Annotated in this window: 21 protein-coding genes; 10 read left to right on the top strand and 11 right to left on the bottom strand. The window is 66.1% G+C overall.

Translation table 11 applies throughout. The annotated features are described in order from the left end of the window. The first annotated feature begins 49 nt into the window (after window positions 1-49). Together JANGC3_RS31515 and JANGC3_RS29155 are read left to right on the top strand one after the other, a co-directional pair. Window positions 50-205: a DUF3309 family protein gene (locus JANGC3_RS31515; RefSeq protein WP_017876698.1), complete on the top strand. Its 156-nt coding sequence runs from the start codon at window positions 50-52 to the stop codon at window positions 203-205. A 73-nt stretch (window positions 206-278) separates the two neighbouring features. Continuing rightward, window positions 279-599, top strand: a complete 321-nt coding sequence (locus tag JANGC3_RS29155) for a hypothetical protein (protein ID WP_017876699.1) — start codon at window positions 279-281, stop codon at window positions 597-599. A 137-nt stretch (window positions 600-736) separates the two neighbouring features. On the opposite strand, the gene JANGC3_RS0111815 is transcribed toward JANGC3_RS29155, so the two are convergent. The 7 genes from JANGC3_RS0111815 to JANGC3_RS0111845 form a co-directional block, all read right to left on the bottom strand. Beyond that, window positions 737-1,846 carry a patatin-like phospholipase family protein gene (locus tag JANGC3_RS0111815; protein ID WP_051068376.1) on the bottom strand — a complete coding sequence of 370 codons (1,110 nt, stop codon included), beginning with the start codon at window positions 1,844-1,846 and terminating at the stop codon, window positions 737-739. A 181-nt stretch (window positions 1,847-2,027) separates the two neighbouring features. Continuing rightward, on the bottom strand, window positions 2,028-2,387 hold the full coding sequence (locus JANGC3_RS0111820; RefSeq protein ID WP_017876701.1) for a hypothetical protein: 360 nt from the start codon (window positions 2,385-2,387) through the stop codon (window positions 2,028-2,030). A 48-nt stretch (window positions 2,388-2,435) separates the two neighbouring features. Further along, window positions 2,436-2,819, bottom strand: a complete 384-nt coding sequence (locus JANGC3_RS0111825) for a phage holin family protein (RefSeq protein WP_017876702.1) — start codon at window positions 2,817-2,819, stop codon at window positions 2,436-2,438. Between the two features lie 20 nt (window positions 2,820-2,839). Continuing rightward, window positions 2,840-3,142 (bottom strand): DUF883 family protein, encoded by a 303-nt coding sequence (locus tag JANGC3_RS0111830; RefSeq protein ID WP_017876703.1) that lies wholly within the window; start codon window positions 3,140-3,142, stop codon window positions 2,840-2,842. Between the two features lie 49 nt (window positions 3,143-3,191). Beyond that, window positions 3,192-3,728: a ferritin-like domain-containing protein gene (locus JANGC3_RS0111835; protein ID WP_017876704.1), complete on the bottom strand. Its 537-nt coding sequence runs from the start codon at window positions 3,726-3,728 to the stop codon at window positions 3,192-3,194. Between the two features lie 63 nt (window positions 3,729-3,791). Beyond that, window positions 3,792-4,694 carry an OmpA family protein gene (locus tag JANGC3_RS0111840; RefSeq protein ID WP_017876705.1) on the bottom strand — a complete coding sequence of 301 codons (903 nt, stop codon included), beginning with the start codon at window positions 4,692-4,694 and terminating at the stop codon, window positions 3,792-3,794. A gap of 89 nt (window positions 4,695-4,783) precedes the next feature. Then, window positions 4,784-5,149: a DUF4398 domain-containing protein gene (locus JANGC3_RS0111845; protein ID WP_017876706.1), complete on the bottom strand. Its 366-nt coding sequence runs from the start codon at window positions 5,147-5,149 to the stop codon at window positions 4,784-4,786. A 361-nt stretch (window positions 5,150-5,510) separates the two neighbouring features. Here JANGC3_RS0111845 and JANGC3_RS0111850 point away from each other — a divergent pair, with 361 nt between their 5' ends. Further along, complete coding sequence (locus JANGC3_RS0111850) at window positions 5,511-7,577, top strand: AsmA family protein (protein ID WP_017876707.1); 2,067 nt, start codon at window positions 5,511-5,513, stop codon at window positions 7,575-7,577. A 145-nt stretch (window positions 7,578-7,722) separates the two neighbouring features. Further along, complete coding sequence (locus JANGC3_RS0111855; RefSeq protein ID WP_017876708.1) at window positions 7,723-7,938, top strand: glycine zipper 2TM domain-containing protein; 216 nt, start codon at window positions 7,723-7,725, stop codon at window positions 7,936-7,938. Between the two features lie 175 nt (window positions 7,939-8,113). Here the strand turns inward: JANGC3_RS0111855 and JANGC3_RS0111860 are convergent, their stop codons facing one another. Beyond that, on the bottom strand, window positions 8,114-8,857 hold the full coding sequence (locus JANGC3_RS0111860; RefSeq protein WP_017876709.1) for a Crp/Fnr family transcriptional regulator: 744 nt from the start codon (window positions 8,855-8,857) through the stop codon (window positions 8,114-8,116). A 349-nt stretch (window positions 8,858-9,206) separates the two neighbouring features. Between JANGC3_RS0111860 and JANGC3_RS0111865 the strand changes: the two genes are divergently transcribed. From JANGC3_RS0111865 to JANGC3_RS0111880, 4 genes are all read left to right on the top strand, one after another. Then, window positions 9,207-9,866, top strand: a complete 660-nt coding sequence (locus JANGC3_RS0111865; protein WP_026132876.1) for a glycine zipper 2TM domain-containing protein — start codon at window positions 9,207-9,209, stop codon at window positions 9,864-9,866. A 153-nt stretch (window positions 9,867-10,019) separates the two neighbouring features. Next, window positions 10,020-10,262, top strand: coding sequence for a hypothetical protein (locus tag JANGC3_RS0111870; RefSeq protein ID WP_017876711.1), 243 nt, complete (start codon window positions 10,020-10,022; stop codon window positions 10,260-10,262). Between the two features lie 184 nt (window positions 10,263-10,446). After that, the gene (locus JANGC3_RS32635) at window positions 10,447-10,593 is read left to right on the top strand and encodes a lmo0937 family membrane protein (RefSeq protein WP_017876712.1); all 147 of its coding nucleotides are present in this window, start codon (window positions 10,447-10,449) and stop codon (window positions 10,591-10,593) included. 101 nt (window positions 10,594-10,694) lie between these two features. Beyond that, window positions 10,695-11,375 carry an OmpA family protein gene (locus JANGC3_RS0111880; protein WP_017876713.1) on the top strand — a complete coding sequence of 227 codons (681 nt, stop codon included), beginning with the start codon at window positions 10,695-10,697 and terminating at the stop codon, window positions 11,373-11,375. Window positions 11,376-11,596: 221 nt separating this feature from the next. Here JANGC3_RS0111880 and JANGC3_RS0111890 read toward each other — a convergent pair whose 3' ends face one another. After that, window positions 11,597-14,410, bottom strand: coding sequence for a M16 family metallopeptidase (locus tag JANGC3_RS0111890; protein WP_017876715.1), 2,814 nt, complete (start codon window positions 14,408-14,410; stop codon window positions 11,597-11,599). Window positions 14,411-14,555: 145 nt separating this feature from the next. On the opposite strand from JANGC3_RS0111890, the gene JANGC3_RS0111895 reads away from it, so the two are divergent. Beyond that, on the top strand, window positions 14,556-15,104 hold the full coding sequence (locus tag JANGC3_RS0111895) for a DUF3617 domain-containing protein (RefSeq protein WP_017876716.1): 549 nt from the start codon (window positions 14,556-14,558) through the stop codon (window positions 15,102-15,104). A gap of 24 nt (window positions 15,105-15,128) precedes the next feature. Here JANGC3_RS0111895 and JANGC3_RS0111900 read toward each other — a convergent pair whose 3' ends face one another. Then, on the bottom strand, window positions 15,129-15,962 hold the full coding sequence (locus JANGC3_RS0111900; RefSeq protein ID WP_017876717.1) for a branched-chain amino acid aminotransferase: 834 nt from the start codon (window positions 15,960-15,962) through the stop codon (window positions 15,129-15,131). A 150-nt stretch (window positions 15,963-16,112) separates the two neighbouring features. Further along, entirely contained in the window at window positions 16,113-17,207 is a 1,095-nt protein-coding gene (locus JANGC3_RS0111905; protein WP_026132878.1) for a porin, read from the bottom strand. A gap of 318 nt (window positions 17,208-17,525) precedes the next feature. Here JANGC3_RS0111905 and JANGC3_RS0111910 point away from each other — a divergent pair, with 318 nt between their 5' ends. Further along, window positions 17,526-19,643 carry a site-specific recombinase gene (locus JANGC3_RS0111910; protein WP_017876719.1) on the top strand — a complete coding sequence of 706 codons (2,118 nt, stop codon included), beginning with the start codon at window positions 17,526-17,528 and terminating at the stop codon, window positions 19,641-19,643. Window positions 19,644-19,692 lie beyond the last annotated feature (49 nt).

A 19,692-nucleotide genomic window follows, 5' to 3' on the forward strand; every position in this document is an offset into this window, starting at 1 on the left:
GGCCGGACGCGCCGCGGACCGGAATATCCAAGCAAACTAGGAGAATCACATGCTTAGCACCATCCTCTTGATAATACTGGTACTCGCCCTGATCGGCGCGCTGCCAGCCTGGCCCCACAGCCGCTCGTGGGGCTACGGCCCAAGCGGCGTTGCCGGTCTGGTCGTGATCATTCTGATTCTGCTGCTGCTTACCGGCAGGCTGTAGGTTCCGGGGCGCCGTTGGCGCCCCTTGTCACATACAAGGTGTCACATTCAACGTGTCACATACAAGGGGAGACATGATGCAAACAAGCACACGCACACTTCGGGCCACCGCGCTGGCCGCCCTCTGCTACTTCGCCATGGCGGCGGGGCATGCGCAACACGCCGCGCCGCAAGCGGGCGACCCGTCGCGCTGGTATGTCGACGACACCACCGCCCAGGCGCAATTGCGCACGCTGCGCAAGGAAATCGGCGCCGCCTTCCAGGAAGCACAGATGGAGTGCAAGCGCATGCCCGCCGCCGAACGCGGCGCCTGCATGAAGGAAGCCCGCAATACCTACCAGCAGGATATGGCGAACGCGCAGCAACAGCGCGCCAATGCGCATCCGCAGCAGTAGGCGGCGCCGGGACACGACCGAAGCATCCGTAGGTCGGATTAGCAAAGCGTAATGCGACGCCGAGCCGCCGCCGACGCCAGTCGGGTTACGCCGTTCCGGCTAACCCGACCGGCGACAATCCGTCGCTTCGCCGACGCTTAGCTCACGGTGCGCTCGTACGGCGGCAGTTCGTGCACCACCAGCGGCGTGTCTTCGCTGTAGAACGCCAGCCAACCGGCGGCCTTGATCGCCCGCAACCCGTCCTGGTAGCCCCGCTCCCAGCGCCACTCGATCGAGCCCTTCGAAAAATTGATGTCCTTGGCCGCCATGTGCCAGTCGCGACCGGCGTACGGCAGGCGCACGATGTGCATCGTGCTGTCGCAGCCCAGCGCGGCCAGTTCGGCCTCGTCCGACGCGCTCTTTTCGCGCTCCGGCAGCGCCGCGTACAGTTCGCGTAATTTGTGCTGCATCCGGTGCGTCGTCACGTAGTCTTCGATGTGGCGCTTCGAGCGCGAGGCGAAGGTGACGTCCTTCTGGCGCGTCTGCACTTCTTCTAGGGTGGTCGGCTCGGGTCCGTCGGCGCTCCACAGGTCGACCATGAACACCAGCGTGTCGATGTGCGGCAAATCATCCAGCACGGTTTGCAGCGGCGTGTTCGAATACAGCCCGCCGTCCCAGTACAGGTCGCCGTCGATACGCACCGCCGGAAAGCCCGGCGGCAAGGCGCCGCTGGCGCGGATATGGTCGCCGGAAATGGCCTGCTCGCTGCTGTCGAACGGTTTCAGCGTGCCGCATTTGACCTTCAGCGCATTCACCGTCAGGCGCATGCCGCCGGGTGCGTTCAGGTAGTCGAAATCGACCAGCTCGTCGAGCGTGGCGGCCAGTTCGCTGGTGTCGTAGTAGCTGGCCTCTTCCGGTTTTACGGCGACGCCGGCCGGGAACAGGCTGAACAGGCGCGGCTTGAAGAAGCCGGGCACGCCGCGAAACAGGGTGTCGAGCGTCGCCAGCCAGATGTTGGAGCGGCGCTGCTCGTCGTTGACGCGGTTCATGTCGACGCTGTCGCGGTGCGAGACGCGTTCCCAGAACTGTTTCAGCCGCTCGATGCGCTGTTCCGGGGGGTTGCCCGCCAAAATGGCCGCGTTGATCGCGCCGATCGAGGTGCCGACGATCCAGTCCGGCACCAGCTTGTGATCGTGCAAGGCGTGGGCCACGCCGGCCTGGTAGGCGCCCAGCGCGCCGCCGCCTTGCAAGACCAGCACGATACGCATGTTGGCGGGATTGAGTTGGTTGATCGTCGTCAAAATTGCTCCGTTGTTGGCATGCAGGGTGCTCACCGTGATGCCGATTGTAAGGGATCGCCCGCCGCCAAGGCGCCGGCCAGCGGCGCCGCCGCACCGCGGGCGGCATGCTCCGGGCGAAAAAAAGCGCCGTCGAGACGGCGCCTGCGCATTATCCGGCCACGCCGGTACGGCGTTTGCGCCGCACCAGCCAGCCGACCGCGGCGGCGACGAGCACGCCCACCCCCAGCGCCGGCTTGATAATTTTCTTGCGGGCGATGAAGGTCAGCGCCGGCAGGATATACGGCGTCGCCGCCTTCCAGCCCAGACCGCCGGGCGCCAGCAAGGTGTCGACCCGCGCGCCGGCGTAACCGACCATGTGCTCGACCGCGCCATGCAGCAGCGCTTGCGGATGCAGGGCGTGCGCCACGCTGGCCCGGGCGTGGACGATGCCGACCCGGTAAAACTCGCCCTCGGCGATTAATCGTTTCTTGTGGGCAGCCAGCGCTGCCTCTTTCGCGTCCTTCGACATTGCCCTCTCCCAAAGTGCTGCCGCGCCGGCAAGGCCGGCGCCTGCCGCCTACAACAACATGTCGCGGTCGGCTTTCAATTCGGCCATGGTGGCCGGCAAGGAAAGCTTATCCTGCCGCAGCAGCGCGCGCGCGTACAGCGCCAGGCCGACGGCGATGGCGAGGAAGCCCAAGGTCATCACGGGCAAGATGGTCCAACCCATCTTCTCCCAAGCCAGAAACACCACCATCACGCTGCAATAGGCGACGGCGAACAAACCCGCCACCAGCGCCAGCGCGAACACCACGATCAGTTGCAGCACATGGTTGCGCACCTCCGATAGTTCGTAGGACGCCAGTTCTAGCCGGGACAGCAACAACCCGAACGTGTTCCTGGTGACGCCGGCCAGCGAGGCGATCAGGCCGGGGGCCTGCGATGCAGCGGACTTGTCCATAGCGCGCCTACCGGGTTGAATTACTTACGACCCAGGATGACGCCCACCAGCAGGCCGACGCCGGCCGCCGCGGCGATGGTGCGCCATGGGTTTTCCTTGACGTAGACGTCGGCCGTGGCGGCCATTTGTTTGCCGGCGACAATCGCGCCGGCTTGCGCTTCGGCGGCCTTGGCCAGCGCAGCGTCGAGCGAACGCATACCGCGGTTGCGCACTTCTTCGGCCTTTTCGCCGGTCAGCGCGGCAGCGGCGCTAAACAGGGCCTGGGCATCTTTCACCAGCGTTTTGACATCGTTATTGACGGTCGTAATATTGTTTTCCAGCATGATTTAACTCCTAGTTTATGGATAAAGTAATAACTCTACTGCGTAAAACCTATTCAAGCAAATCCCGCATATCATCGGCGTGCTCTTCCTCTACTGCCATGATCTTCACCAACAAATGGCGAGTCGTCGGATCGGTGGCGCCGATTTGTTCAATCATCTGGCGGTACGATTCGATCGCCACGCGCTCGGCGATCAGGTTGGCGCGCACCATGCTTTGTACGCTGGCAGAGTCATCATACTCGGCATGGCTACGCGCGAGCAACGTTGCCGGATTGAAATCCGGTTTGCCGTTGAGCTGGACGATGCGCTCGGCCAGCCAGTCGGCGTGCTCTTGCTCCTGTATCGCATGCTCGAGGAACTCGGCCTTGACGGGGCCGTTCTGCAAGCCGCTGACGGTGTAGTAGTGGCGCTTGTAACGCAAAATACACACCAGCTCGGTCGCCAACGCGCCGTTCAGCATGGCGATCACGGCTTCGCGCTGGCCCTTGTAGCCGGCCGTGACGGCGCCGTCGTCGAGGTTCTGGGCGGCGGCGCGTACCGCGGCGACGTCGATGCCGGCAGGCGTCGTGGTTGAGGTATCAGACATGGCAATCCTTTACAAAGTGAAGGGGATAAACGGGGCGCGCCACCAAGGACGCGCCTTGGCCGCTTAGCGGCGCGCCGGAATCGCGCTACCCTCTTCGGACAGGACGATTTCAACGCGACGGTTCAGCTGGCGGTTCGACGCGCTGTCGTTGCCGGCCACCGGATAGGCTTCCCCATAGCCGCGCGTGGCGATGCGGTCGCGGGCGACGCCCATTTCCTGCAGCGCGTTGCGGACCGCCTCGGCGCGTCGTTGCGACAGCGCCAGATTGTGGTCGGCGCCGCCGGTGCTGTCGGTAAAGCCTTCAATCAGCACCGTGCGTTTCGGGTTGTTGGCCAGCACGTCGGCGAGCTTGCGCGCGGTCTGCATGCCGTCCGGCGTCAGGCGCGCCTGGTCGGTGCCGAACAGCACGTCGCCCAGCGTGATGATCATGCCGCGTTCGGTTTTCTTGGCCGACAGGTCGGCCAGTTGCGCTTCCAGCGCGGCGGCGCGGGCCTGGGCGTCGCGGGTGGCGGCGTCGGCGTTCTGCGCCTGCGCCTGGGCGGCGGCGGCCTGGCGTTGCGCCTCCTCGGCTTTCAATTTGGCCTGGTCGGCTTCCTGGGTGCGCGCTTCCAGGCGCACCTGGTCGCGCTGCTTGCCGGCGGTGCCCACTTCAGCCTCGGCCGATTTCTGCTTGGCCACTTCCTGCGCGGTGGCGATTTTCTGCTTCGCCAGATAGGCCAGCTTGTCGACCTTTTCCTGGCTGTCCTTGCGGGCGGCGGCGGCGTTGGCTTGCTCCAGCGCCTCGCTGGCCTGCTTGAATTCGACCGGCGCATAGCTGGTCACGGCCGGATTGCCCTGCGCCGCCATAAAGTCGCCGCGGGTTTGGTCGAGCAGGCTGGTGGTGGTCGGCGCCGAGCTGCAGGCTGCCACGAACACGGCCATTGCCAACAGGGCTGGCAGGGCGGGATTGAATTGTTTGATTTTCATGGTGTTTTCCTTGGAGTGCGATCAGCGCTGGTCCCGCCGATCAGTATTGTTTTTATAAGCCGGCTGACGCCGGCCTACTTCATGGGGACTTACTTGGGCGCGTTGGCGTTGGCGCGGTCGAGTTCTTCGCGCATGATGCGGATGTCCTCGTTCAAGGCGTCGGCGGCGCTGGTGGCCTTGGCCGAGTTGGCCTTGCTTTGCGCCAGCTTGGCGTCCGCCTGGGCCTGGCTGGCCAGATCGCGCGCGAGCTTGTAATCCTTGGCGGCCAGCGCCTGGTTGGCGCGCGCCATTTTTTCGCGGGCGGCGGTCATTTCGGCCGGGGCCAGCTCGGCGGCGCCGGCGCCGGCGGCGTTGTCAACCGCCGCGCGCGACACCGCGACGTCGGCGGTGGCCGGGGTTTTCAGACTGGTGCAGCCGGTGCTCAGGACGACGGCGGCGGCGCACAGCGCCAACATAAATTGTTTCTGAATACGTGTTGTCATTGTTGTTCTCCTTGAAGCGTTAAGCGAAGTTGCGGGGTAAGTTTGTTCGCCGATGTGTAACGTTATAGTCTGTTGTACCACCATGTTCGGTACGGTGCCGCACATAGGCTAAATAATTAGCAATGTTGTCGGCCGGCCCGACGCGGCCGGGGGCGCGTGTCGTCGCGCGGCGCGCTCTTGCGTACGTCAGCGCACATCGGCGGCCCGGGCTTTCGTGTAGCATTTGGTATCAATAACCAAACCACACGGTGGAATAAGGACCGAGCCGGCGCTTCAACGGTTCTCCCGCTTCCGCCCGCACCCCTTCCATCCAAGCCAAGAAAGAACCGCCGCCATGACCATGCCGCGCCGTACCAAGATCGCGCTCGCCATTGCCTCCTTCACCCTCAGCGTGCCGCTGGTGGCCGTCGTGGTGTTAATGAACTACGACTGGAACCGCGCCAAGCCCTGGCTCAACGAGCGCGCCGGCGACGCCATCGGCCGCCCGTTCGAGATCCGCGGCAACCTGGCGCTGACGTGGGAGCGCGGCGGCAACAAACTGCCGGAGCAGCAGAAAAGCTGGCGCGACTACCTGCCGTGGCCGCACCTGGTGGCGCGCGACGTCCACGTCGGCAACCCGGTCTCGATGACGGCCGACAAGAAGGCGCCGCTGCCGGCCGACATGGCCAGCGTCAGCGAATTCTCCTTTTCGCTGAACCCGCTGGCGCTGCTCGACAAGACCATCTCGATTCCGCTGCTGCGTTTCGCCGAGCCGGTGGTGCTGCTGCAGCGCCGCGCGGACGGCCAAAACAACTGGACCTTTAGCAAGCAAGACAAGCCGTCGCCGTGGCGGCTGGACCTCGAGCGCGTGGTCTTTTCCAAGGGCCGCGTGCATCTTGTCGACGCGCAACGGCGCGCCGACGTCAGCGCCGACGTCGACACCATCAACGCCGACCCGGCCTATGGCGTGGCCTGGAAGCTGGCCGGCACCTTTAACGGCGAGCGCGTCAGCGGCAACGGCAAGGCCGGCGCCGTGTTGTCGCTGCGCCAGCAAACCGCGCCCTACCCGATCGCCGCCGACGTCAAGGTCGGCAGCACCAGCATCGCCGTCGAGGGCACGCTGACCAAGCCGACCGAATTGGCCGCGCTCGATATGCGCCTGAAGCTGTCCGGCGCCAGCATGGCCCGCCTGTACCCTTTGATCGGCGTGGTGCTGCCGGAAACGCCGCGCTTCTCGACCGAGGGCCACCTCAGCGGTACGCTGGGCCAGCTGGGCGGGCGCTGGGTCTACGACAAATTCAGCGGCAAGGTGGGCGCCAGCGACATCGCCGGCAAGCTGACGTTCGAGGCGAAGCGCCCGCGCAGCATGCTAAGCGGCGAGGTCAGCTCGCGCCTGCTGCAATTTAGCGACCTCGGCCCGCTGATCGGCGCCGACTCGAACGCCAGCAAGGCCGCCCGCGGCGTCGACGCGAAGCAGCCGGCGGGCAAGGTGTTGCCGGTCGAGCCGTTCAAGACCGAACGCTGGACCAGCGTCGACGCCGACGTCAGCTACCGCGCCGAGAAGATTACGCGCGACAAGGATTTGCCGATCAACAAGCTCAACACCCACCTGCTGATGAAAGACGGCGTGCTGTCGCTGGTCCCGCTCAACTTCGACATCGCCGGCGGTACGCTGAGCTCGGAGATCAAGCTCGACGGCAGCGGCAAGGTCAACCCGAACGCCATCCGCGCCGAACTGAAGGCTACCGCGCGCCACCTGAAACTGCAGCAACTGTTTCCGCAATTTAAGGTGGCCCAGGCCAGCATGGGCGAAATCAACGGCGACGCCAAGCTCTCGGCCACCGGCAACTCCGTGGCCGGCATGCTGGGCGCGTCGAACGGCGAGATCAAGACGCTGATCAACCAGGGCACGATCAGCAAGTTGCTGCTCGAAGAGATGGGCCTGAACATCGGCAACGTCGTGCTGGCGCGCCTGTTCGGCGACAAACAGGTCAAGCTCAACTGCATGGCCACCGATTTCGTCGTCACCAAGGGCTTGATGCAAACGCGCAGCTTCATCGTCGACACCGAGGAGGCGATTCTCGACGTCAGCGGCACCGTCAACCTGGCCGACGAGCGGCTCGACCTGACGCTGCGCCCGCAGAGCAAGGGCTTGCGCGTGTTCTCGCTGCGCGCGCCGCTGTACGTGCGCGGCAGCTTCAGCAAGCCCGACGTCAGCGTCGACAAGGGCGTGCTGGCGATGCGCGCCGGCGGCGCGCTGGCGCTGGCGGCGCTGGCGCCGGCGGCCGCGCTGCTGCCCCTGATCAACGCCGGCCCCGGCGAGAACAGCGAATGCGCGGCACTGCTGGCCCAGGCCCGCGTCAAGCCGGTGGCGCCGCCGCCGGGCCAGACCATGCGCGCCAAGCCGCGCAGCGGCCGCTAAGCGGCCCGGGCGACGCTGCGCCCGCCACGCCACAACACAATCGGTGCGGCAACACTGTGTGTGCTGCCGAACAGACTCAAGCTGGGCCGCGCCCTACTCTACGTCTATCGGCGCTACTTACAGCGCTACACCAAGGAGCAACAACATGAAATCGATCAAACAACTGGCACTGGCAATCTCGACGGCGGCAATGGTACTTAGCCTGGGCGCCTGCGCCGGCATGTCGGCCCAGGACCGCAACACCGCCGTCGGCGCGGGCGTGGGCGCGGTGGCCGGCGCGGTGCTGACCGGCGGCAGCACCGCCGGCACGGTCGGCGGCGCGGCGGTGGGCGGCGTGATCGGCAACCAGGTCAAAAAATAAACACCGGCTGGATCCGACAATTGGGGCCGGGTTGCGCATGCGCAACCCGGCCCCAATGCCGTCCAATGAGCGTGCCGGGGGGCGCTTGAATCAAGCGAGGGCTAAGCGCCGGCGCCAAGGCGAGAGACGCAAGCCTTCAAGTCCGGCCCGGGGGCTAGGCAATTGGTTTTAATGCTTACAGGAAAGCGCAATTCATGCCGCCGGCGCCGGCGTCCTTGACCAGCTCGTAGCAGCGGCAAGACACCGCCTCCAGCCCGGCCGAGTCGAGGATTTCAATGTTGCCGCGGCTGTAGGTAATCAGTTTTTGCTGTTGCAACGCGCTGGCCGCCTTGGTCACGCCGACGCGCCGCACGCCCAGCGCGTGCGCGAGGAATTCGTGGGTCAGGTGGAATTTTTCCGATTGCAGGCGGTCGCGCGTGATCAGCAGCGACCGCGCCAGCCGCGCCTCCAGCACGTGGAAGCGGCTACATACGGCGATCTGGATCGCCTGCGCCAGCAAGGCGTCGGTATACCGGTACAACAGCCGCTGTAGCGATTCGGTGCGGCTGAACTCGGCGCAAAAGTCGGCGCTGTCGATGCGCGCGGCGCGCCCGGCCCGCTGTACCACGGCGCGCACCTGCGCCACGCCGTGGCCCAGCGCCACCGAGGCGCCCAGCATGCCCTCGCGTCCGACCGAGCCGACTTCGAGCGTCATGCGCCCCTCCGCCACCGCCAGCAGCGAGATCAAGCTGTCGGCCGGGAAATACACATAGCGGATCGCCTGGCCCGGCTCGCACAGCACGTCGCCGACCTCGACCGTGACGGTGTCGGCCAGCCGCGTCAACTGCGCCAGGTCTTCGGCCGGCAAGCTGCCCAGCAGCCGGTTGCCGGGCGCCGTCTGGGTGCTGCCGTTGTGGCTGGTGCTCCAGGACAGGTTCATGGCCAGGCCTTCAATGGCGGCCCGGCGCAGCTGGTGGCGCCGCGAGCGGGCGGGAGATAGTCTGGGAAGCTCATTGATACGCGTGCCTTTTCGACTGGTATAGATCTGAATCCTGGTGCGTCTGAATCTGTCTGAATATGTCTGAATCTGTCTGAATCTGTGTGAATCTGTGTGAATTCGCCTGGGCTTGTCCCCGGTATTCGCAGCAGCAAGGCTAGCGTAGCGGCAAACATTTTCCATGTATGTACGGTGACGCACGGAAGCGCCCGACGCAAAAAGGCAAAATGGTTCCGTCAAACAATTTTCAATGCTGCACCTCATTCACAAAACCAATAAAAGGGAACACACCATGAACACACCTAACCACACCACGCACAAATCGCCGATGCATCCGATGATGATGGCCGCGGCCGTCGCCGTCGTGCTGTTCTGCGCCGTCGGCACCGCCGCCGTCATGGGCTGGCTGCCGTCTTCGATCGGCGGCAACAACGCCCAGCGGGAAATTGCCGCGCAGACCGCGCTGGCCGAGAAGGAAGCGCAGGAAGAAAAGGACGAAAAAGCGGATAAAGCCCGCCATACCAAGCACAGCACCTCATCCAACACCGCCAACACCTCGCACCCGGCGCCGGTGCGCCACCAGCCGGCCCCGGCCCCCGCCCCGGCGCGCAGCGTGTGTAACAACTGCGGCGTGATCGAGTCGGTGCGCGAAATTAAAACCCGCGCCGAAGGCAGCGGCGTCGGCGCGGCCGGCGGCGCCGTGCTCGGCGGCTTGCTGGGCAACCAGGTTGGCGGCGGCCACGGCCGCCAGCTCGCCACCGTCGCCGGCGCCATCGGCGGCGCGGTCGCCGGCAACCAGATCGAGGGCCACGTCAAGGCCAGCACCAGCTATGACGTGACGGTGCGCATGGAAAACGGCGAGAGCCGCGTGATCCACCAGAACTCGCAACCAAACTGGAGCACCGGCTCTCAGGTCCGCATCGTCGACGGCGCGATCCGCTCGAACGACTAAGCGGCGCCCCGGTCCTTCAACAACGCCCCGCGGTCCGCCGCGGGGCGTTTTCATTTTGATAATGTGCGCCAACGAACAGATCAGCGCGGCGGCAACCGCGACAATCGCCGCAAGGCCCGACAACCATGACGGCCACTCCCACAAAAGGCGCGTATGAACAAATTGATCTGGGTCGGCATCATTGGCGGCGGCGTACTGGCCACGGCGGCGGGTTTTGGCGCGCTCGATCCGGCCCCGGCCGGCGTCGACGGCGCGCCGGCGGCGCCGGCGCTGGCGGCGCTGTTGCTGCTCACCGGCGGCATGGCCGGCTGCCTGGCCGGCGTGCTCGGCCTGACCGGGCTGATGGGCTGGATCCCCGGACTGGAAACGGCCGCCGCGCCCGCGCCCGCCGAATAATTGCAGAAATATATCGCTGTGTACGCCAGCGAACAGATAAGCGCCGCGCCGAAGCCCACAATGGCTCCACGATATCAAGTGCGCCAGCCGGGGCATAGGATAGGAAGCCGGTGGCAGGCTGGAATGGGCAGGACAAGCCTACCGCGGCCACCATCAAAGCACACAAATACTCTGAGGAAATATCATGCTCTATACAATCGCCGTCGTTCTACTCATCCTGTGGCTGCTGGGCCTGGTCACTTCCTATACCATCGGTGGCTTCATCCATATCCTGTTGGTCGTTGCGGTTATCATGGTGCTGCTGCGCCTCATTAGCGGGCGCGGCCTATAGACTGGGCCGGCGGGCCGCGGCCCGCCCGTATATTCGACGGCGACACGCGCAATGGCGCGCGGCGCCGTTCTAGCGTTTCCAACACCCCCAAGGACAATTCCATGAAACAACTGAACACCAGCAAAATCGGCAAAACCCTGATCGCCGCCATCGCCCTGGCCCTGACCGTTTCCGGCTGCGCCGACATGTCGGCCACCCAGCAAGGCACCGCCACCGGCGCCGGCGTTGGCGCCGGCCTGGGCGCGCTGATCGGCGCGTCCACCGGCGGCGGCGGCGGCAAGCGCGCCGCCACCGGCGGCGCGATCGGCGCCGCCGCCGGCGCCATCGTCGGCAACATCTGGTCGAATAAAATGGAAAACCAGCGCCGCACGATGGAGCAGGCCACCCGCGGCACCGGCGTGCAAGTGTCGCAGACCGCCGACAATCGCCTGAAAATGGACATTCCTAGCGACGTGTCGTTCGACACCAACCGCTCCGACATCAAGTCCAACTTCCGCCCGATTCTGGACCGCTTCGCCGCCACGCTGAACGAAAACCCGGCCTCGACCGTGAGCATCGTCGGCCATACCGACAGCACCGGCAGCGACTCGATCAACCTGCCTTTGTCGATGGACCGCGCGTCTCATACCCGCGACTATCTGGCCCAGCGCGGCGTGTCGCCGACCCGGGTTGTGGTGGAAGGCCGCGGCGCCCGCGAGCCGGTCGCCTCGAACGACGACAACGCCAGCCGCGCCCGCAATCGCCGCGTTGAAATCTACGTCGCTGAAATGGCGCCGCGCTAATACTGCGGCCGCATGACAAAACGCCGCCAGGCCGGATTCGCATCCGGGCTGGCGGCGTTTTTTTCGTTCGCGCGGTTTTTTTTCATAGGTCGGGTTAGCCGGAACGGCGCCACCCGACCGGGTTGGCCCGGAGCAGCGGGTCTCGCTTAGGCCAACATGGTCGGATTACGCGTGCCGCTCATCCGACCTACGCCACGCCAACTGAATGCCAGCTCCGCGCCCTACTTGCCGGCGGCGTCCTTGCCGGCCTTGGCGAAGTCGCCCGCGCGCACCACCGATAGCTTGGCCGTTTTCATGTATTGGCGCAGCGCCGCGTTGACCTGCTTCACGGTCAACGCGGCAACCTTCGCTTCCAGGTCCTTGTCGTAGGCCATGGTGCGCTCCAGCGTCAGGTACGCCGCCAGCGTGCTCGCCAGCGCGCCGTCGTCGGTGCGCGCCACCTCTTCCGCTTGCGCCCAGCCTTTTTTCGCCTCGGCCAGCTCGGCTTCGTTGAAACCTTCGCTGAGCACCTTCTCGACTTCCTCGCGCAGCGCCGCCTCCACCTTCGCCGTGTTGTGCGGCGCGCTGATGGCGTACGCCATCCAGAAGCCGGCCGGGTCGCGCGCCGGCACGTTCAACTGCGAGCCGACGCCGTACGACAGGCCTTCCTTCTGGCGGATGCGGTCGGCCAGCCGGCTGCGCAGCGCGCCGCCGCCCAGCATGTGGTTGGCCATCACCAGCGCCGGGTAGAGCGCCGCGTCGTCCTTCAGCGGCAGCGGCAACACGGCAAACAGCACGCTGTTGGCCTTGTCCGGCGTTTCCAGCGTCAGTTGCTGGCCCGCCACGTCCTTCACCTGCGCCGGTATCCGCACATACGGCTGGGCCGCTTTCCATGTGCCGAACAGTTCGCCCACCTGCGCCTTCAGCGCCACCGGGTCGAAGTCGCCGACCGCCGCGAAGGTGGCGTCGGCCGCGCCGTAGTAGGCGGCGTGGAAGGCCCGCACCTCGGCCACGCCGACGCCCTTGGTCTCGGCCAGCTGCCGGGGCAGCGTGTCGACGTGGCGCACGTGGCCCTCCGGCGTGGCGTCGACCAGGCGGCGGAAGGCGTTGCTCGCCAGCGGCTGCGGTTCCGGCAGGTCGCGCTCGATCAGGCCGACCTGCTCGCGCTGCAGTTCGAGGAATTCGGTCTCGTCGAAGCGCGGCGTTTTCAGCACCTCGGCCAGCAAGGCCATCACTTCCGGCAGCTTGGCGCGGGTGCAGGTGACGGCCACGCGGACGCCCTCGGCGCGCCCGTCGATGCCGACCTGCGCGTTGAGCTGGTCGAAACGGTCCTTGACCTCCTGGCGCGACAGCTTCTCGGTGCCGCGCATCAGCATGTCGGCGGCGAACGAGCCGGCGCCGGCCTTGCCGCGCAGGCTGGCCTCGCTGCCCATGCGCAGTTGCAGCGCGACGCTGACGGTGCCGCCCTTGGTGGTCTTCGGCAGCAGCGCGCCGCGCAAGCCGCCCGGCAGCGTGAAGCGCTGGGTGCGCGCCTCGATATTGCCCGGGTTCGGGTCGAACGCCTCGCCCTGCGCCACCACGGCGCGGCCGGCGTAGTCCTTCAACTGCGCCGCCACGTCGGCGTTCACCGGCACCAGCGCGCGGTCCGGCGCGTCGGTCGGCAGGAAGCGCCCCAGCGTGCGGTTGGACGGCTTCAGGTATTTCACCGCCGCCGCCTGCACCGCCGCCGCGTCCAGCTTGGCGACCTGGTCGCGCTGCAGGAAGAACAGGCGCCAGTCGCCGGCGGCCAGCGATTCGGTCAGCGCCACCGTCAGGCTGGCCGTGTCGGCCAGCGCCAGGTCGATGCCGGTGTTGATCTGCTGGCGCGCGCGCGCCACTTCGGCCTCGCTGACCGGCGCGTCCTTCAAACCCTCCAGCACCTTCAGCATGGCGTCCTGGGCGGCGTCGAGCTGGCCGTCCTTCGGCACCACCGCGCCGAAGATGCGGTAGCCCGGTTCGAGGTTGCTCACGGAGCTGTAGTCCAGGCTGGAGGCCAGCTTGGTTTCCACCAGCGCCTTGTGCAGGCGCCCGCTCGGCGCGTCGACCAGGATGCGTGCCAGCAGTGCCAGCGCCACCGCGTCCGGGTGGCCGGACGGCGCCACGTGGTAGCCGGCGCCGACGAACTGGCTACCGCCGCTGCGCCGCACGGTGACGGCGCGCTCGCCGTCCTGCGCCGGTTCGGCCGTGTAGGTCGGTTCGATGACGCGGCTTGGCTTGGGGATGCGGCCGAACAGCTCGTTGACCTGCTTGAGCACCTTGGCCTCGTCGAAGCGGCCGGCCACCATCAGCACCGCGTTGTCGGGCTGGTAGTATTTCTTGTAGAACGCGCGCAGCCGCGCAATGTTCACCTGCTCGATGTCGGAGCGCGCGCCGATGGTCGACTTGCCGTAGTTGTGCCAATCGTAGGCGACCGCCTGGATACGTTCGGTGGTGACGCCGACCGGGTCGCTTTCGCCCATTTCGAACTCGTTGCGCACCACCGTCATCTCGCCCTTGTTGGTGCGCGGGTTCCACAGCTCGTTCTGGTCGATCGGCGCGTTCACCATGCGGTCCGCCTCCAGCGCCAGCAACTGGCGCAGGTTGCCCTCGTTGGCCGGGAAGGTGGCGTGGTAGTTGGTGCGGTCGTACCAGGTGGTGCCGTTGAACTGGGCGCCGGTGCCGTTGAGGATTTCCACCGGGGTCTTACTACCCTTCTTCACGCCGAAATTGGCGGTCGGCTTGAACAGCAAATGCTCGAGCAGGTGCGCCATCCCGGTTTCGCCGTAGCTCTCGTGGCGCGAACCGACGTGGTAGATGATGTTGGTGGTCAGCGTAGGCTTGCTGGCGTCGGGAAACAGCAGCACGCGCATGCCGTTGCCGAGGCGGTATTCGGTGATGCCCTCGACCGAGGTGACTTTGACGGCGGCGGCCGGCGCGGCCGCTTGGTGCGTCGCGGCGGGAGCGGCCGGCGCGGCGGCGAACACGAAGGCCGGCGACAAGATGCCGGCGCTTAACAAGATGGCGGTGATGGGTTTCAAATCAGCTTCCTGTCAAAAAAATAGGGAAAATATAGGGAGAAATATGGTGGGAAATACGCCGGGTGGCGCGGCGGCGCGCCAAGCCGAACGGCCCCTCGACGCGATTTGTTTTATCCTTGGGCAGCTAAAGCATTCTGGAGTTGATATGAAACGCAATGTATTGACAGCGGCAACGCTGGCGCTCGCCCTTTTCGGCTCCGCCGCCAGCGCGGCCGACACCATCAAGCCCGGCCTGTGGCAAATCAACAGCAAACTGACGTCGGCGCAAGCGGAGACCGACATGGCCATGGGCATGCTGCTGCAGCATCTGGGCAATTTGCCGCCCGAGCAGCGCAAGGCGATGGAGCAAATGGCGGCCAACAACGGCATGACCATGCCGAGCATCGGCGCCGACGGCGGCATCGGCGTGAGCACCTGCATCACGCCCGAGATGGCGGCGCGCAAACAAATCCCCACCGGCCAACCGGGCGACTGCACATCGAGCAACGTCGCCGTCGCCGGCGGCATGAACATGGCGTTCACCTGCGCCAGCCCGCCGTCCAGCGGCGAAGGCCAGCTGCGCTTCGTCGGCGAACGCGGCTTCACGATGACGATGCAAGTGACCACCAGCGCCCGCGGCGCGCCCGAGCGCGTGACGGTCAACAGCACCGGCCAGTGGCTGGCCGAGACCTGCCCGGCCACGGCGCGGCGCTAGCGCCCTACGCCCCATGCGGCGGGCCTACCCGGCGGCGAACGCCATATAGCGGTCGCGCGCCAGCGTGGCCACCGGTCCCACCGCCAGCGTGCGCGACTGGTAGCGCACGCAAGGGCTGACCTTGCCGTAGTTGCCGGTGTTGAAGATCTCAACCGCGGTGTCGAGTTCGGCCGGCAGCACCGTGCGCTCTTCCACCACGACGCCCTCCAGCGCCAGCAAGGCGATGACGCGGGCGCGCGTAATGCCCGACAGGAAAGTGCCGTTCGGCGCCGGCGTGACGACCTTGCCCTGCGGCGTCACCAGGAACAGGTTGGCGGTGGCGAATTCGGCCACCTGGCCGGCGCTATCGCACACCACGGCGTTGTCGAAGCCGCGCTGCTGCGCCTCGCGCAGCGCCCTGGTGGTGTTGGCGTACAGCGAAGACGCCTTGGCGTCGGTCGGCGCCATCGACGCGTCCGGACGCAGCAAGCTCGACAGGCAGGCCGAGAAGCCGGTGAACGGCGGCATCGGCGCGTCGAACAGCGTCAGCGCGAAGCCGCTTTTTTCCGCCAGTGGAATCAGCAGGCCGTCGGTGCCGAACACCAGCGGGCGGATGTACAGCTCGGCCTCGGGCGGAAACTGGGCCACGCCCTCGCGCACCAGTTTTTCCATGTCCTCGACGCTGTACGGGCAGGCCAGGCCGACCCGCTCGGCCGAGCGGATCACCCGTTCCAGATGCAGGCGCAGGTCGGGCATGCGCCCGCCCAGCGAACGGGCGCCGTCGAACACGGACGAACCCAGCCAGACGCTGTGGTCCATCGCGCCGAACAGCGGGGTATTGCCTTCGGTCCAACTATTGTTGAAATATGTCAGATACATTCTGGGTCCTGGCGATTGTCGTTGAGGTGAGCGGTGCGCCGGGCGCGCCGGCGCAGCCCCCTAATTTAGCACAGAGTCGGGACGGGCGTGAATGGCGCGGCAATCTTGCCGTGATGGTAAATAGACCGGCGCCGCGCTGGCGGCCGCGGCCTAAAACGCGTGGCGCAGGCCGAGGTTGAACGCGGCGTTGCCGTGGCCGGGGTCGCTGGCGTTGCCGACCGTGTAGCCGGCGCCGTTGCTGTTCCTGATGTGCGCGTAGGCGCCGTACAGGTCGGTGCGCCGCGACAAGGAATAGGTCACGCCGATGGCGACTTGGCGGGCGTCGCGGTTGCCCACGCCGCGGTCGTCCTTGCGGATGTACGAGGCGAGCAAGGTGGCGCCGCCGAACGGCGCCGCCACGCCGAACAGCACGTCGCGGCTGTCCGTCGACGAGGCCGCCAGCGCCAGCGTGCCGTAGGGGTTGGCCGGGTCCCACGGCGAACTGCCCGGCCCCTTGTTGACGCCATAGCCGGCGAACACGGTGGCGTAGCGCAAGTTGAAGTTGGCGGCGACCAGGCTGTTGCGCGCCGACGTGTCGAGCGACTGCATGGCGCCGTTGCCGTTGCCGGCGATGATGTTGTTCTTGCGCTGGTGCGACACGCTCAGGTTCACCGGGCCCTTGGCGTAGCCCAGCATGGCGCCATAGGCGCGGTTGCTGGCGTTGCTATAGGGCGACTCGCCGAAGCTGTAGATGGCGCTGGCGCTCAGGCCGCGCGACTGCGGCGTGACGTACTTGACGGTGTTGTCGTAGCGCTTGACGGTGTAGCCCATCAAATTGCCGGCGCTGCCGGCCATGCCGCCGTGGAACGGATCGGCCACGTCGGTCAGGCTCAGGTATTGCGGGTTGTACTGGCGCCCCAGGGTCAGCGCGCCGAGCCTGCTGTCGAGCCCGACGTAGGCTTGGCGCCCGAACAACCTGCCGCCCTGGTCCGATTCGCCGCTGTCGTTGAGCACGCCCGCCTCCAGCGTGAACACCGCCGCGACCCGCTCGCCCAGCGCCTCGCGGCCGCGGATGCCCAGCCGCGAACCGGACGCCACCCCGGCCGAGACCTTGTTGGCGGCGCAATCGCCGCAGCCGCGCTGCGCCACGGCGCCGGTGTCGAGCACACCATAGACGTCAACCGCCGTCTGCCCCGCCGCCGCCCGGACCGACCAACCCGGCAGGCAAAAGCTGAACATGACGAACGCCACACACGAAGTCTTCATGATGTATCTCTAGGTGAACGCCAGGCCAGGCCGCCGCCAACCCGCCCTTCCGGTTGGCAACACTATTTTTCCGCCATAACTCAGGTATACCTTATCCACGTTTGAATGCAAGCACTCCGTGCGCCGCGCAACACAACAGGCGATCAAGCTGCCGCGCGCGCCGTGGCCTTGAGCAAACGCAAACCCGTCGGCCAGGCGCACGGCGCCGCCGCCGACGCGGTGGTAGCCCTTTCTTATGTATGCTGGCGTACATTAAGAAAGCGGTCGCAGGCGTTACACTACGTCTTTCGCTTACTGCGGCCCCGCCGTTCCCACCGCATGCTCTCTATTATCGAACGCATTGATGCCGACCACGACAACATCGACCTGCTGGTCGAACTGGTCGACACCTTGCGTCCCCATCGCCCAGGCGACCAGCACCAGGCCACCGCGAACGTGCGGACCCTGTGCCAACTGCTCAAGGGCAATCCCGTACACGCCGAGGCGTTGCGCGGCTACGCGCTCGGCCTGCTCGGCAAGCGCCGCCACACCAGCCTGTACACCGACATCGGGGTGCTGTCAAACAACGGTTTCTTCTCCGAATTGAAACAACGCGTCTCCTACCGCGTGCTGCCGCCGGCGCTGGGCGACGAGTACCTCAGCGACGCCCTCGACCAGGTGCTGTACCTGAAAACCGATTACCAGTGGATTAGCGCGGTGCCCGCCGCCGACTGGCTCAAGCTGTTCGACCTGTTGTTCGACCAGCAGGCGCAGCACCAGGAGCACGAGGAGCACGACGGCCACGGCGCCGGCAACATCATGTTGCCCGGCATGCTAGAGGCGATCCGCACGCTGTCGTACCGGGTCTGCGCGATCGGGCTCGAACCCGAGCTGACCAAATTCCATACCGAAATTGAAACCTTCGAGTCGCCGTTCATGATGCAGAACGTCGAAGTCAACGCCCACTTGCAGGGCTACGCCGCGCTGCTGGCCGGCGCCGCCGACGGCATCGAGGACGCCAAGCACCTGCTGGTGATGCTGGACCAGTGCGACAAGGTGATCGTCAAGATCCGCAAGAAGGCGCTGACCCAGGGCACCAGCATCGCCCTGACCTACCTGCTGGTGGCGTTGTCGCAAAGCATAGACCGCATGCGCAAGCTGCTCTTCCTGGTCGACGTCAGCGGCGAGCTGCCGAGCGCGCCCACGGTCGACCTCGAGGCCATCGCCAGCGACGCCACGCCGGCGCCGGCGGCCAGCGTCAGCCTGCGCCGCGCCGCCGCCGTCGCGCTGGCGCTCGAGCTGATCGAGGCGAACAACAACAAGTACACGGTGCGCGACCTGTTCGCCGACAATATCAACCTGTTGGCGCGCAACGTCACCGAAAACGCCAGCCGCACCGGCGAACACTACGTCGCCGACAACCGCAAGCAACTGGCCGGCATGTTCCTGTCGTCGGCCGGCGCCGGCCTGGTCATCGGCGTCATGTCGCTCGTCAAGATCCTGTTTGGCAAGCTGCGCGCGGCGCCGCTGGTCGAATCCTTCCTGTTCAGCATGAACTATTCGGTCGGCTTCATGCTCATCCACCTGCTGCACTTCACCGTCGCCACCAAGCAGCCGGCGATGACGGCCTCGCGCATCGCCGCCGGCCTGCACAGCAAGGACGGCAAGAACATCGACCTCGACAGCATGGCCGAGCTGATCAACAAGGTCTTCCGCACCCAGAACATGGCCGTGCTGGGCAACCTGGCGACGGCGATCCCGACCGCCTACCTGATCGCGCTGGGCTGGAAGGCCTGGACCGGCAAGCACCTGGTGTCGCCGGACAAGGCCATGCACATGCTGCACGACATCGACCCGATCGGCAGCCCGGCCCTGTTCTACGCGATGATCGCCGGGGTCTGCCTGTTCGTCGCCGGCCTCATTTCGGGTTATTACGACAACCAGGCGCTGTACACCCGCTGGTCGCAGCGCATCGCCCAGCTGCGCGGCCTGGGCCGGCTGATCGGCCAGGAACGCCTGCGCCGCCTCGGCCTGTACCTGGAGAACAATCTGGGCGGGCTGATGGGTAATTTTTACTTCGGCATCCTGCTCGGCACCATCGGCACGCTGGGCTTCCTGCTGGGCCTACCGTTGGATATCCGCCACGTTACATTTTCTTCCACGAATTTCGCCACCGCCTTGGTCGCACTCGATCACAATATGAGTTGGGAACTGGCGCTGCGGTCGATCCTGGGTTTCCTGTCGATCGGCACCGTCAACCTGCTGGTCAGCTTCGGCCTGGCGCTGTGGGTGGCGCTGCGCTCGCGCCAGGTGCGCTTCAAGCACGGGCTGGCCTTGCTGCGGATTTTGGGATGGCGCTTCATGCTGGCGCCAATTGATTTTTTCATCGGCTCGAAAGACGAGCCGGCCGCCGCCGCGGAGCACGACGCGGCAGGGACACCGTCCAAAGGACACTGATGCCACCCCGGAACGCAATTCGCTGGCTGCCCCCGCTCACGCTGTGCTG

This window comes from Janthinobacterium sp. CG3, assembly GCF_000344615.1.
Classification (GTDB): domain Bacteria; phylum Pseudomonadota; class Gammaproteobacteria; order Burkholderiales; family Burkholderiaceae_D; genus Janthinobacterium.

What these genes read in the sequence shown, in the direction of transcription:
- JANGC3_RS0111900 (WP_017876717.1), bottom strand. Translation starts at nt 15,962, where the DNA reads ATGTATCTGACATATTTCAACAATAGTTGGACCGAAGGCAATACCCCG.
- JANGC3_RS0111870 (WP_017876711.1), top strand. Translation starts at nt 10,020, where the DNA reads ATGAACAAATTGATCTGGGTCGGCATCATTGGCGGCGGCGTACTGGCC.
- JANGC3_RS0111835 (WP_017876704.1), bottom strand. Translation starts at nt 3,728, where the DNA reads ATGTCTGATACCTCAACCACGACGCCTGCCGGCATCGACGTCGCCGCG.
- JANGC3_RS32635 (WP_017876712.1), top strand. Translation starts at nt 10,447, where the DNA reads ATGCTCTATACAATCGCCGTCGTTCTACTCATCCTGTGGCTGCTGGGC.
- JANGC3_RS0111840 (WP_017876705.1), bottom strand. Translation starts at nt 4,694, where the DNA reads ATGAAAATCAAACAATTCAATCCCGCCCTGCCAGCCCTGTTGGCAATG.
- JANGC3_RS0111845 (WP_017876706.1), bottom strand. Translation starts at nt 5,149, where the DNA reads ATGTTGGCGCTGTGCGCCGCCGCCGTCGTCCTGAGCACCGGCTGCACC.
- JANGC3_RS0111860 (WP_017876709.1), bottom strand. Translation starts at nt 8,857, where the DNA reads ATGAACCTGTCCTGGAGCACCAGCCACAACGGCAGCACCCAGACGGCG.
- JANGC3_RS31515 (WP_017876698.1), top strand. Translation starts at nt 50, where the DNA reads ATGCTTAGCACCATCCTCTTGATAATACTGGTACTCGCCCTGATCGGC.
- JANGC3_RS0111880 (WP_017876713.1), top strand. Translation starts at nt 10,695, where the DNA reads ATGAAACAACTGAACACCAGCAAAATCGGCAAAACCCTGATCGCCGCC.
- JANGC3_RS29155 (WP_017876699.1), top strand. Translation starts at nt 279, where the DNA reads ATGATGCAAACAAGCACACGCACACTTCGGGCCACCGCGCTGGCCGCC.
- JANGC3_RS0111855 (WP_017876708.1), top strand. Translation starts at nt 7,723, where the DNA reads ATGAAATCGATCAAACAACTGGCACTGGCAATCTCGACGGCGGCAATG.
- JANGC3_RS0111905 (WP_026132878.1), bottom strand. Translation starts at nt 17,207, where the DNA reads ATGAAGACTTCGTGTGTGGCGTTCGTCATGTTCAGCTTTTGCCTGCCG.
- JANGC3_RS0111865 (WP_026132876.1), top strand. Translation starts at nt 9,207, where the DNA reads ATGAACACACCTAACCACACCACGCACAAATCGCCGATGCATCCGATG.
- JANGC3_RS0111825 (WP_017876702.1), bottom strand. Translation starts at nt 2,819, where the DNA reads ATGGACAAGTCCGCTGCATCGCAGGCCCCCGGCCTGATCGCCTCGCTG.
- JANGC3_RS0111910 (WP_017876719.1), top strand. Translation starts at nt 17,526, where the DNA reads ATGCTCTCTATTATCGAACGCATTGATGCCGACCACGACAACATCGAC.
- JANGC3_RS0111820 (WP_017876701.1), bottom strand. Translation starts at nt 2,387, where the DNA reads ATGTCGAAGGACGCGAAAGAGGCAGCGCTGGCTGCCCACAAGAAACGA.
- JANGC3_RS0111895 (WP_017876716.1), top strand. Translation starts at nt 14,556, where the DNA reads ATGAAACGCAATGTATTGACAGCGGCAACGCTGGCGCTCGCCCTTTTC.
- JANGC3_RS0111850 (WP_017876707.1), top strand. Translation starts at nt 5,511, where the DNA reads ATGACCATGCCGCGCCGTACCAAGATCGCGCTCGCCATTGCCTCCTTC.
- JANGC3_RS0111830 (WP_017876703.1), bottom strand. Translation starts at nt 3,142, where the DNA reads ATGCTGGAAAACAATATTACGACCGTCAATAACGATGTCAAAACGCTG.
- JANGC3_RS0111815 (WP_051068376.1), bottom strand. Translation starts at nt 1,846, where the DNA reads ATGCGTATCGTGCTGGTCTTGCAAGGCGGCGGCGCGCTGGGCGCCTAC.